General features: G+C 55.6%; 11 protein-coding genes. 7 read left to right on the forward strand and 4 right to left on the reverse strand.

The genetic code is table 11. The annotated features are described in order from the left end of the window. Position 1 precedes the first annotated feature (1 nt). The 3 genes from KO498_RS15245 to KO498_RS15255 all read left to right on the forward strand — a co-directional run bounded on the left by KO498_RS15245 (position 2) and on the right by KO498_RS15255 (position 4,021). Positions 2-1,525: a tripartite tricarboxylate transporter permease gene (locus KO498_RS15245; protein ID WP_215960775.1), complete on the forward strand. Its 1,524-nt coding sequence runs from the start codon at positions 2-4 to the stop codon at positions 1,523-1,525. 3 nt (positions 1,526-1,528) lie between these two features. Further along, the gene (locus tag KO498_RS15250; protein WP_215960776.1) at positions 1,529-3,022 is read left to right on the forward strand and encodes an aldehyde dehydrogenase family protein; all 1,494 of its coding nucleotides are present in this window, start codon (positions 1,529-1,531) and stop codon (positions 3,020-3,022) included. Between the two features lie 153 nt (positions 3,023-3,175). Next, on the forward strand, positions 3,176-4,021 hold the full coding sequence (locus KO498_RS15255; RefSeq protein ID WP_289847846.1) for a GlxA family transcriptional regulator: 846 nt from the start codon (positions 3,176-3,178) through the stop codon (positions 4,019-4,021). Between the two features lie 82 nt (positions 4,022-4,103). Here KO498_RS15255 and KO498_RS15260 read toward each other — a convergent pair whose 3' ends face one another. Both KO498_RS15260 and KO498_RS15265 read right to left on the reverse strand, forming a co-directional pair. After that, positions 4,104-6,131 (reverse strand): FAD-dependent oxidoreductase, encoded by a 2,028-nt coding sequence (locus KO498_RS15260; protein ID WP_215960778.1) that lies wholly within the window; start codon positions 6,129-6,131, stop codon positions 4,104-4,106. A 377-nt stretch (positions 6,132-6,508) separates the two neighbouring features. Further along, positions 6,509-7,252 (reverse strand): IclR family transcriptional regulator, encoded by a 744-nt coding sequence (locus KO498_RS15265; protein ID WP_215960779.1) that lies wholly within the window; start codon positions 7,250-7,252, stop codon positions 6,509-6,511. Positions 7,253-7,794: 542 nt separating this feature from the next. On the opposite strand from KO498_RS15265, the gene KO498_RS15270 reads away from it, so the two are divergent. Then, complete coding sequence (locus KO498_RS15270) at positions 7,795-8,133, forward strand: P-II family nitrogen regulator (RefSeq protein ID WP_215960780.1); 339 nt, start codon at positions 7,795-7,797, stop codon at positions 8,131-8,133. Positions 8,134-8,156: 23 nt separating this feature from the next. Further along, the gene (locus KO498_RS15275; protein ID WP_215960781.1) at positions 8,157-9,479 is read left to right on the forward strand and encodes an ammonium transporter; all 1,323 of its coding nucleotides are present in this window, start codon (positions 8,157-8,159) and stop codon (positions 9,477-9,479) included. A gap of 62 nt (positions 9,480-9,541) precedes the next feature. On the opposite strand, the gene KO498_RS15280 is transcribed toward KO498_RS15275, so the two are convergent. Next, on the reverse strand, positions 9,542-9,697 hold the full coding sequence (locus tag KO498_RS15280) for a hypothetical protein (protein WP_215960782.1): 156 nt from the start codon (positions 9,695-9,697) through the stop codon (positions 9,542-9,544). Between the two features lie 81 nt (positions 9,698-9,778). Here KO498_RS15280 and KO498_RS15285 point away from each other — a divergent pair, with 81 nt between their 5' ends. Both KO498_RS15285 and KO498_RS15290 read left to right on the forward strand, forming a co-directional pair. Beyond that, positions 9,779-10,210 (forward strand): RrF2 family transcriptional regulator, encoded by a 432-nt coding sequence (locus KO498_RS15285; RefSeq protein ID WP_215960783.1) that lies wholly within the window; start codon positions 9,779-9,781, stop codon positions 10,208-10,210. Positions 10,211-10,220: 10 nt separating this feature from the next. Next, positions 10,221-10,805: an exonuclease domain-containing protein gene (locus KO498_RS15290; protein WP_215960784.1), complete on the forward strand. Its 585-nt coding sequence runs from the start codon at positions 10,221-10,223 to the stop codon at positions 10,803-10,805. On the opposite strand, the gene KO498_RS15295 is transcribed toward KO498_RS15290, so the two are convergent. Continuing rightward, entirely contained in the window at positions 10,802-12,133 is a 1,332-nt protein-coding gene (locus tag KO498_RS15295; protein ID WP_215960785.1) for a sulfatase-like hydrolase/transferase, read from the reverse strand. The genes KO498_RS15290 and KO498_RS15295 overlap by 4 nt on opposite strands. Positions 12,134-12,504: the final 371 nt, after the last annotated feature.

Genomic DNA, 12,504 nt, shown 5'->3' on the forward strand with positions numbered 1-12,504 from the left:
CATGGACGCGTTGCTTTCCGGAATTGAACTCCTCGCCCGTTGGGATGTCTTGGTCGCGCTGCTTATCGGCTCGATCGGAGGGGTCATTATCGGTGCCATTCCCGGCGTTGGGGCTGCGGTGGCTATCGCCATCCTGTTGCCAGCCACCTTTTCACTGGACCCCATTGTGGGCCTGACCATCCTTTTGGGGATCTATGGCAGCTCGATGTATGGCGGCGCCTTGCCTGCCATTCTGATCAACACCCCCGGCACGGCTGTGAATGCCCTTACGACCTATGACGGCTACCCGATGACCAAACGCGGCGAGGCGCGCCGCGCGTTGGCGTTGGCGTATTCCGCATCATTCTTCGGAGGGATATTCTCGATCGTCTGCCTGATTCTGCTTTCCCCCTTGTTGGCGATGATCGCACCGCACTTCGGCAGCCGCGAAATTTTCCTGGCAGCTCTACTGGGGATCATACTGGTGGTTCTTGCACACCGGGGGCAGGTTTTTGCCGCAGGCATGTTGGCCGGGTTCGGGATCTTGCTGAACTCAGTCGGCTTGGAGCCCATCAAATACACCCGCCGCTTTACCTTTGAGCAAACATGGTTGAACGGTGGTTTTGACCTGATTGTTGTCGTGCTCGGCCTGTTTGCGCTGTCGCAGGCCTTTTTGCTGCTGGTCGACAAGGACAACACCCCGCATCCGCAACCCATCGAGGGGTCGATGTTTTCCAACCTCAAGGAAATCTGGCTTTACAAGCGCGTGGCCTCTGCCGCCTCGGGGTTTGGTGTGCTGATGGGGATGATCCCCGGTGTTGGGGAATTCACGGCACAATTCATGTCCTACACCTACGCGCAAAAGACATCGGAAAACCCGGAAGCTTTTGGTGACGGCTCACCCGAGGGGCTGATCGCATCCGAGGCGGCAAACAATGCCGTTCCAGCAGCAGCCATGATCCCGCTGTTGGCTCTCGGCATTCCTGGTGAAGCTCTGACCGCAATGATGCTGTCAGTCTTCTATGTCCACAACGTGATCCCGGGGCCGCAGCTCTTCCAAAACCAACTGGATTTCGTTTACGCGCTCTATATTGCGATGATCATCTTGAATGTGATCGTCATGATCTTCCTGTTGTTCTCAACCAATTTTCTAACGAAGGTTATCCAGATCCCCACACGATTTCTGGGCGTGATGATCCTGACCCTAAGTTTTGTTGGCGTCTACTCTTTGCGTAATTCGGTGATCGACTGTGCGATTGCGTCGGGCTTTGGCATTCTTGGCCTGATCCTCAAACGACTGAATCTGCCGCTGGTCCCGATCATATTGGGCATGGTTCTTGGCGGTATCATGGAGGCAAAACTCCGCACTTCAATGATCCGGGTTAAGACACCCTGGGATTTTGTCGACCGCCCCATCGCAGCCATTCTTGCGCTGCTAATCGTCTTCGTGCTGCTCATGCACGTGCGCACGCTGCGCCGCGAGCATAAGGATCGGATCGCCGAGACGGAACACGATCACGACGTCCATACATCGCAACAAGGATAAGCCATGCTTGACCAATCCAAAATCGACACCCTGCGTAGCCAGCGGGTTGCGCCTCGAAGCCTCATCATTGATGGCGAGCTTTGTGCAAGCGAAACTGGTGATGTTCACGATGTGCTGTCTCCCATCAACGGGCAGAAGCTGACAACAACTGCGGCAGGCACCAAGAACGACGTGGATCGCGCCGTCGCAGCGGCGCGAGCGGCATTCGAAGATGGGCGCTGGTCACGTCTTGCGCCAGCTGCACGCAAGAAAGTGATGCTTCATTGGGCAGACTTGATCGAGGCTGAGGCTCTCGAACTGGCGGTGCTTGGGGTGCGTGACAATGGCACCGAGATTTCCATGGCCATCAAGGCCGAAGTCGGATCGGCCATCAACACCATCCGCTATTATGCCGAAGCGATAGACAAGATCTATGGCCAGATCGCACCAACCGCGCAAGACGTTCTGGGCCTCGTCCATCACGAACCTATTGGCGTGGTGGCCGCGATCGTACCGTGGAACTTCCCATTGATGATCGGAACATGGAAACTGGGCCCGGCACTTGCGGCAGGAAACTCGGTCATTCTCAAACCCGCAGAAACGGCTTCATTGTCGTTGCTCAGGATCGCCGAACTGGCGCTTGAGGCGGGTATTCCGCCCGGCGTTCTCAATGTCGTGACCGGTGCGGGCCGAGTGGTGGGCGAGGCGATGGCTCTGTCCATGGATGTGGACGTGATGGTCTTCACCGGCTCGGGTGGCGTTGGCCGCAGACTTCTGGAAAACTCCGCACGCTCCAACATGAAGCGTTGCTATCTCGAACTTGGTGGCAAGTCGCCCAACATCGTTTTCGATGACGCTCGCGATCTGAGTGAGGCGGCAAAGGTCAGCGCAGGGGGGATCTTCCGAAATTCCGGGCAGGTCTGTGTGGCAGGATCCCGGCTTTTGGTTCAGAAAACCATTCACGATGAATTTGTCGCCGAACTGGCCAAGCATGCAACCGCCATGAAGGTTGGTGATCCCCTGGACGTCACCACAAGTGCCGGAGCCGTCAACAACCTGACACAGCTTGAGCAGGATCTTGGCTTTGTGCAAACAGCCCGCGCCGAGGGTGGCACAGTCTATCAGGGCGGCAATCGCATTCTGGAAGACACCGGCGGCTACTACATGGAGCCCACCATCATCACCGATGTGAAGCCTCAGGACAGCGTCGCCCAGAAAGAGGTTTTTGGACCTGTCTTAGCCGTCACCTCGTTCGAAGATGAAGCCGAGGCCGCTGCCATTGCCAACAGCACGGTCTATGGGTTGGCGGCGGGTGTCTGGACGGCCGATCTTGGGCGCGCGCACCGGATGGTTCGCGCGGTGCGCTCCGGTGTCGTCCACGTCAACACATATGGCGGACCGGATGTCACGGTGCCCTTGGGCGGGGTCAAGCAATCCGGTAACGGGCATGACAAATCACTGCATGCATTCGAGAAATTCCTCGACTTGAAAACGGCCTGGATCAAACTCTATGTGTGAGAGAGACCATTGAAGTGTTTTGGTGAAATTCACTGCGAAGGTGAATATCTCTTTGGGGGCGACAGGCCTTTGGAGTTCACTTTTCTTTTGTGCCCCGGGTTTGCACTGTTGGACCTGGCCAGCGCAATCGAGCCTCTCGCGATATCCAACCGATTGTCAGGCCAAGTGCGGTACAAATGGCGTGTCTTGTCCGTGGACGGAGAGGAAACGCCCTCCACAAACGGAATGTCCTATCCGGTTGATGGCGCCATAGCAGACCACACGCAAAGTGATCGCGTTTTTGTTTGTGCATTTGACGATCGGACAGTTGACGGCTCTGACAGAATCGTCGACTGGCTGCGCCGTCAGGCACGTATGGGCTCGCGGTTTGGGGCACTTGGAACAGGGGCTTCATGGCTCGTTCGTGCTGGCGCCGTAGGCAATCGTGCTTTCACACTCCATTGGAGCGTTCAGAACAGCTTTTTTGAGATGCACCCTGACCACAAGCCCTCAGCGCAAATTTTCACGTCAGATGAAAGATTGGTAACCTGCGCTGGTGGGCGGTCTGTCTCGGATATGATGCTTAACCTGATAGATGCTGATCTGGGGAGGGATCTCGCGGTGAAAGTGGCCGATCATATGATCGGCGGGCAGCCGAGAAGCGCAGATACACCCCAGCGCCTGAGCGCAGTGCACAGGTATGGAACCCGCAACGCGCTTTTCCTTTCGATCGTGGAAATGGTGGAAGCTGATGAAACCTGTGAGTTGACGATCGACGACCTGTTCCGTCAGCACGAAATCTCAAGGAGGCAACTTGAGCGTTTGTTCAATCGGCATTGCGGCACATCACCTTCGCGCTTTATCAAAGAAGTGCGGCTGGAACGTGCAAAGGAGCTTTTGAGCGAGACTAATTTGAGCGTACTGGAAGTGTCCGTGGCTTGCGGCTTTGGGACAGTTGCCAGCTTTTCCAAGTCATTCTCGAAGCGGTACAATTGTCGCCCTTCGAGTTTCCAAGCGTGAATTTTGCATTGCGACCGCATCAAATGGCAAAGCGCGCAACCTTACGACTGCGCTCTTTCTTCATCTAAATCAAATCCGAAATTCAGGTGCTCGCTTCCTCTAGGCGGAACAATTCTGCACCTTGGTCCAGGATCGACCGCGCAATGCGGTGGCCCGAGAAGGTCGCCGCCTGTATCGTACCTGGCGCCATCGCGTCACCGCAAATCTCGACCCGGTCAACACCCAGAAGCTTTTGCGCCTCGAAGAACAACTTGTTCTCTGGCAACCGGGCCCCCACGAACACCAGAGTTTCACAGGGAATGATGTCTGGCCCTCCAAGGGACAAGCTGTTTTGAACTTTCACTTGGGCGCCGTCGAAGCCCACAAGCCCAGAATTGACGTGAATGCGCACTGACATCTCCTTCATGCGTGCGATGATTTTGCGTTGCTCCAAAGTGTAAGACGTCCACTGTGCCACAGCCTGCTCAGGTGTAACATAGGTTACCGGGTGGCCGCTCTTGTGCAGCAGTTCGACAAGCACGCTGGCCATGTAATTGTGCTCATCATCATAGACGACCACCGGGCCCACGGCGTCTGCACCGTTCATCAAATCCTCGGGTGTCAGAACACGGGCCCCTTTGGGCCACAACAGCGGCTCGAAATTGCTGCTGCCGACACCGTCCCCTCGCCAGGTCGCGCCAGTGGCGACCACGACATTGTCAGCGCCGAACTCGGGCAGGTCATCAGGGGTCAACAGACTTGACGTGTAGATATCCACATTGCCCATCTGTTGCAGCTGGTATTCGCGATATTCAGTCACGCGGCGATAGCTGTGCAATCCGGGTAACTTGCTTTCCCGAAGTGCCCGCCCGCCCACGTTCTCAGTGGCTTCTGCAACAGTCACTTGATGCCCCGCGCGTGCAAGGGTCAGCGCACAGTCCAAGCCTGCTGGCCCGGCGCCGACAATAAGCGAGGACTGTTCTTCTTTTGCACGACCGATAATTTCGGGATGCCACCCACGACGCCACTCTTCGGCAATCGTCGGGTTTTGCGTGCAGCGCAAGGGAACCCCGTAGGCGTCCATGCTCACGCAGACATTGCAGCCAATGCACTCCCGGATATCTTCGATCCTGTTTTCTCGGATCTTGTTGGGCAGATAAGGATCAGCAATGGAAGGGCGTGCGCCGCCGATGAGGTCTAGCTTGCCGGATTTGATAACCGAAACCATCTTGTCTGGGCTGGTAAAGCGCCCTACCCCCACAACCGGCTTTGACGTGATCGTTTTGACGAATTCGGTGAACTCCAATTGGTAGCCTTCTTCTGCAAACCGCGCTGTGTTGGAATCCGCCGACCAACCTGAGATGTTGACGTCCCAAAGATCCGGCAGTTCGGCGAGCATTTCGACGACTTCCCGGCCTTCTCCGTCATGGGTCATGGCCAGCTTTGCACCTACTTCGTGAACCGCAAATCGCAGCGCGACGGCACGTTCTCCAGCCGCAACCTCAAGAGTGTCTTCCAGAACCTCACGCAAAAGCCGCACGCGATTTTCCAAAGATCCCCCATATTCATCCGACCGGTGGTTGGTCCGCCGTGACAGAAAATGAGACAGAATCGAAATGTCATGCGCGGCATAGACGTAGATAATGTCATAGCCCGCTCGCTTGGCCATTTTTGCTGCCTTTTTGTGGCTCTCACGAAAGGCCTTGATGTCTGACTTATCCATACCCTTCGCCTGAATTGGAATCTCAGGTTTCAGGATTGGCAGGTCGGATGGCCCTATAACCGGCATGCCCGTTGCAAAGTTGCGCGCACGCATACCCCCGTGGGCAAGCTCAATGGCAGCAAGCGCGCCTTTCGCCTTTATCCGTTCTGCTTGCTCGGCATGGGGCCTGAAATAGACCTCATCCCAAATCCGTTCAATCGGGTGATTGGCCATGTCCGTGTCATTGCTGATCTCGGTGATTTGAACCGCCACGGTGCCCCAACCGCCGTCAGCTTTGGTTTCCCGCAATGCGATCGCTCCACTGGGCAGTGAAAAGCCGTGACCGGTTGCGTGAGGAGCCGCGAAAAACCGGTTGGGCGCCGTGACCGGGCCGATCTTCACTGGTTCGAAAAGCAAATCATAGTTCATGTGCATCTCCAGACAGGTGTCGATCAGTGGTTCATTATTATCACCACTGTTGCGCATAAAATGAAGATTAGGCTGCTTTGAGTCAACCTGTTTCGTTTGATCGTTGGTGAAGAACCGCCTAACTCGGGTGGAATCATCGCCTTTTCTGAGAGGGCAAGCTGCTCTAGAGGCAGGGCTGTTCGCTCAGAAGCCTGAGGACACTTCCATACACTTGTGCATTACGTCGGGATGAACTGAGAAATGTTGCAAGAGGCCACGGTGGCCACGGTGACGTCGGTAACCAAAGCAACCTGCTATCAGTGCTGATCGAGTATCGGAACCGGTTCGCAAAAGCGTGCGGGCTCACCTCCGGGAACGGCCAATTGGATTTGCTGACCTTAAAAACCCGTCAAGGAGGTTTGCATGCGGACCACTGCTTCCCGCAGAAACGGCAAAAGCTCGTTGACCCGCTCATCATTCATGTTGGCGTCAGGGACCGCGATGGCAACCGTTCCGACAGGGTCAGGACCGTCAGCGAAGAAAGGCATTGCTATGCTTGCCACACCATTCTCAAACGTGTTGCGGCTCTGCGAAAAGCCCGTCTCCTTAAAGGCATTTATCGTCCGCACGATGTCAGTTTTTCGAGTTTGAGAGGCGTCCGTGGTTTTCTCGCGCTTGATCGCCAGGATTCGCTCCCGGGTCTCATCAGTCGCAAATGCTAGGTGGACCAACCCGGAGGACGTGAGGTGAAACGGAAGCACCTGAGTGGGGATGATGTTGATCACATTCCCTTTGCTGGGCATGCAATATGCGATCGTCGTCATGCCCTTTTCGCCGGGCACGCCAATATGCACTGTCTCGTCTACTTGCTCTGATAACCAATCAGTCGTTTCCTGTGCGGCACGGACAATAGGAACGGTCGCTTCACGTATCCGGGCGAGCCGCAGGAACCCGTGCCCAAGGCGGTATTTGCCACCTGCGGCAACCTGCTCGACAAACCCGTGCTTGGCCATCGCAACCAAAAGGCGGCGTGTCGCAGCCTTATCAAGCCCGGACAGCGTCGCCAGTTCACTCAGCCCGACTTCGGTACGTTCCATTGAAAACTGGTCGAGAACTGACATTGCCTTGTCGACTGTCTTCACGGTGCATCCCTTCCCGTCCGGAGTCATTCGCAGTTAGGGTTTTTAACACAATATTGTCAATAGTGACCCTTCTCTCGGCCGCTCAAAGCCGACATCTACACCGATAGTAATGAATCTCCGGAATCCGCCTTCTCTGCCAATACCTCCTACAGCGATGCGTTAACACCGGCCACTCCATCAATACTTGGCAGCGGCACCATTGCCCCGCAATTTGCTCCTTCGAGTTGGCTTCGTGAAAGTCGGCTTTGCGCCTCCTAGCCTGTGACGTTCTGAAGCTATGTTCTGCTAGAATAGCTCTGGAGGGATAGGGCCGTTTGGGCTTTGCGGCTCTGGCGAAACATTCGTGGCGTGCCGCGATTCTATGCGCGCAGCGCACAAACTGTTCTCACTTCGCCTCTTTTATAGACAGAAAATCCGGCTTTGCGCACAAATTGAGCAGACACATTTGGGGTCGCGGAAAATGGCGCGCTCTTTCTTTACTCTGCGCTGCAGCAATTTTTAGTCTGAAGCCGCAAAGGCTCAATTAGAAAAGAGAGACAAGTGTGAAACTCATTATGGCAACCATAAAACCATTCAAGCTTGAGGAGGTTCGAGACGCACTTTCAGCGATCGGCGTTCGCGGCATGATGGTGGAAGAAATCAAAGGGTTCGGCGCGCAGTCGGGCCACACTGAAATTTACCGTGGCGCGGAATACACCGTCAACTTCGTGCCCAAGATCAAACTCGAAATCGCCGTGCAAGCGAGCATGGCTGACGAGGTTGTTGAAACAATCACCAAAACGGCACGCACCGGCAAGATCGGCGATGGCAAAATCTTTGTTCTCGACATCGCTCAAGCTGTTCGCGTTCGGACCGGCGAAACCGATGAGGAAGCGCTATGAACACCGCTATTAGGAAAATGAAAATGCACAACTTTGGAAAACTGGCGCTGCCCGCAGCCCTTTTGCTGCTGCCGCAAACCGGCCTCGCGCAAGACGCTGATACAACGCCAACCAACGCCGACATCGGCTTTATCTTTACCACCTTTATGTTCTTGGTCTCCGGCTTTCTCGTCTTCTTCATGGCGGCTGGCTTTACGATGCTCGAAGCCGGCCTCGTGCGCGGCAAGAACGTTGCAATGCAGCTGACAAAGAACGTTGCGCTGTTCTCTCTCGCGTCGATCTTCTTTTACCTGCTCGGCTACAACCTGATGTATCCGGGTGATGGCTGGACGATTCCCAACATCTTGGGTGCGTTCGCTGTAACCGGTCTTGAGCCAGTTGGGCTTGAGGGCGTTGAGGCTGACCTGACTTATGCTTCTGTCGGTTCTGACTTCTTCTTCCAGCTTATGTTCTGTGCCGCGACTGCTTCAATCGTATCGGGTGCGCTTGCTGAACGGATCAAGCTCTGGCCGTTTCTGGTGTTTGTGGTTCTGCTCACTGCAGTAATCTACCCAGTTCAAGCAAGCTGGAAATGGGGCGGCGGCTTCCTTGATGCCATGGGTTTCCAAGACTTTGCCGGTTCAACTGTTGTGCACTCTGTTGGGGGCTGGGCGGCTCTTTGCGGCGCGATCATCCTTGGGCCACGTTTGGGCAAGTATAAAGACGGGCGCGTCACTCCGTTCCCCGGTTCAAACCTCGCCTTGGCTACGCTCGGCACGTTCATTCTGTGGCTCGGTTGGTTCGGCTTTAACGGCGGTTCACAACTCTACATGGACACCGCGGGCAATGTTGCTGACATCAGCCGTATCTTCTCAAACACCAACACAGCGGCTGCGGCCGGGGCGGTTGCAGCGCTGATCCTGACACAGGTGATGTATAAGAAGCCTGACTTGACGATGATCCTGAACGGCGCCCTTGCTGGCCTCGTGTCGATCACTGCCGAGCCGTTGACGCCGACGCTTGTTGAAGCAACGCTGATCGGTGCTGTTGGTGGTATCATCGTTGTCTTCGCGGTTCCGTTCCTTGACAAGCTCAAGATCGACGATGTTGTCGGTGCGATCCCTGTGCACCTTTGTGCCGGTATCTGGGGCACGATCGCGGTTGCGTTCACCAACGAAGCGGCGAGCCTGGGCGTGCAGCTCTACTCGATCTTCGTTGTCGGTATCTTCGTATGTGCAGCCTCGTCGCTCGTTTGGCTGGCACTGAAATACACTGTTGGCATCCGCGTTTCGGAAGAAGACGAGATCAACGGGCTTGATATGGCCGAGCTTGGTATGGAAGCATACCCCGAGTTCAAAAACAGCTGATCTTGCTGACCTAAACGAAAGAAACCCCCGGCTTGCGCTGGGGGTTTTTGTTTGTGCGCTGTTTAGGCCACGACGATCCAGACGATAATCAGGCCGATGAAGAGGTAGACCAATGTGTTGATCATCCAGCGGATCAGGCCTGCGTCGCCCTCCGGATCAACGCCCATGCGCTCGCAGATCTTGGTTCCTGGCCAGAGGATAATATCATTGAGGGACATATGCGCGCTCCTTTAATTGGTATTTCGTATGCGCATTACCTAGTGCTTTTAATTGCGCATTTCAAATGCTAAATAAAACTCATGAAGTTAGACAAGTTTACAGACTACGCATTGCGGGTGCTGATGACATTGGCCCTAAAGGCCCCTCTGCGGGTGTCGGTTTCCGAGATCGCTGCCGTTTATGGCTTATCCGAGAACCACCTTGCCAAAGTTGCCGCCGAGCTGACGCGGGCGGGTTTCACCAACTCCGAGCGTGGGCGTTACGGCGGGCTGACATTGGCCTTGCCGGTTGAAGACATCCGCCTCGGCGCAGTTGTGCGGGCGATGACGCGCAACGATGATGTGGCCGAGTGTTTCGGTGCCAACCAGAGCTGCCTTATCTTGCCAGCTTGCGGGCTGCGCGGGCCGTTGGCTGAGGCACAGGAGGCGTTCTTTGCCGCGCTTGAGCGGTATACGCTGGCCGATGTAACGGCGCAAAAGAGCGCGCTTGCCGAGTTGCTAGCCACGTCGTAAAAACCGTTCTATGTTAAGCACCCTGCCCCAAGGCAACTACAGATTTATCGCGCTCGATGTCGAGACCGGCTGTGGCGATGCGGCGAGCATTTGCCAGATCGGTATTGCTTGTGTGGGCTATGACGAGCAGATCGAAACGTTCGCAACATATGTTGATCCGCGCATGGCCTTCTCGGGGTTTAACATTCAGCTGCACGGCATCGGCCCCGAAACCGTGCGCGGCGCGCCGGTGTTTGAGGAAGCAATGTCAGCCATGCTACCACTGCTTGAGCGGCATCATCTTGTGCAACATTCGAGTTTTGATGCGCGCGCGATTTCCAAAGCCTGCGAGGCCTTCGGCTTTCCCGTTCCGCTGCTATCCTGGACAGATAGTGTGCGGGTCGCGCGTAAGGCCTGGCCCGAGTTCAAGGGCAACGGCGGGCATGGGCTCGGACACCTCAAAGTCGCGCTTGATCTTGACTTTGAGCACCACGACGCGGGCGAAGATGCACGCGCAGCGGCGCAGGTTGTGATGCAGGCTGAAGAGCGATTGCAGCAAGATTTCGACGACATCCGCGAGGCGCTTTTGCCCAAGGCCAAACGACGGGTTGTTTAGGCGGCCAGTCCGGCTTCTGCCTTGGCGACGTCAAAGCCATACTCAAGACAACAGTCGGCGTGAACCTTCTTCATCAACGCGTAGTCTTTGTGCTTTGAACCCAAATCGCGGGTTTGCCACCAGTCTTTTGACAGGTCAAAAAACTGCGTTGAGCCGTCAGCGTAGCGGATGAAACGATACTTGCCGCGGCGCACGCTTGCGCTGTCATGCAGGAAGGTTGGCACGGCGCGGTCGGGTGCGCGCTCCCACTCGACTTGCGGGCGCAGGGAGCGGCCGATACTGCCTTCAATTGGCGGCTGGCCGAGGTAGTCCATCACGGTTGGGCCGACATCAAGCAGCGCCACAGGATCGCTCACCACTTGCGCGACGGGATTGCGCGGATCGTGGATGATCAGCGGCACGTTGGCCACTTGCTCCCACAGCGTGTGCTTGCGAAAGCGGTTGCGCTCGCCGAGGTGTAACCCGTGGTCGGAGACGATAACGACCAGTGTGTTGGCGGCGTGTCTGGAGCGTTTGATCGACTTCCAGATGCGGCCAAGCTGATAGTCGGTGTGCGAGAGCGCCGAGAAGTAGTTTCGCACGCTTTTCTGCCAGAACTCTTTGCGGCTCGCGTTGATGTTAATGGTGCTGGTCTCGTCCATGAAGGCATTTTCATCAAAGCCGTCGGCCCAGTCGCTTGGTTGCTCGAATTTGGTATAATCATACATATCCTTGAAGCGCTTGGGGGTGATCCAAGGGCCGTGCGGGCCGTAGAAGCCCACGTCACGGTAAAAGGGAGCGTCGCCTTTGTAGTTTTTCAAAAACCAGCGCAGAGAATTGGCGACTTGGTGATCGTAAAAACGCGGGTCGTCGTGCTCGTTGATCGCTGCTTTGCCGCCGCGGAACCCGCCCATTTCGGTGCTGATCCTCTCTGGAATGTTCCAGTCGCCAGTAAACTTCTTCTGGTTGTCGGAATAGATGACATTGTGGATATCATCTTCCAAAGCGGAGTAACCCTGCATGACTTTGCCGCCAGCCGAGCAATAAAACCCGCGCTGTTTGAGCCTGTGCGGCCACATGTTTTCGGGCGGGAGCGTCTCGAAGTAGTGTTTGTAGGGGCCGGTGACACCGGTGTGATGCGGAGAGAGGCCTGACATAAAGCTGGCCCGTGACGGGCTACAGACAGGCGCCTGGCAATAGGCTGCTTGAAAGGCCGTAGACTGGGCGCAGATGCGGTCAAGGTTGGGCGTTTGCAACTGCTCGCCAAAGGCTGATTTGTATTTCCAGAAGGCTACTGCGTCATCAAAGCTGATGAGGATAACATTTTTGATGTCTTGGCTGGCGGGCATAAAAGGCTCCTGAAACTCACGGCGGGGCGCGGCATTGCGAGCGCGTTGCTATGACCCCAAGAAGTAGAACAGAACACTTGTCTGGTCTAGAGATTTTGCCGGAAGGGAGGGAGGAAGGTTTGGTGGAGCATAGCTCTAACCAACTACTGTTTCATATTGTCCCGTTCGATTTCATATCACCCTATAATCATTGATCAATTGTTGGATTTCTCATATCAAACCATTTCAGGTCATGTCACATTGTCCCGCCACTGATGGAGGGTCAAATGGCGGGACAAGTCATGTAAAACGGATGTAGGGGCAGGGCATGGGAAAGCTAACAGTCAAAATGGTGGCGAGCCTTAAGGAGCCCTGTCTTGGCCCCTTAAAAG

The organism is Lentibacter algarum, assembly GCF_018860975.1.
Lineage (GTDB): Bacteria > Pseudomonadota > Alphaproteobacteria > Rhodobacterales > Rhodobacteraceae > Lentibacter > Lentibacter algarum_A.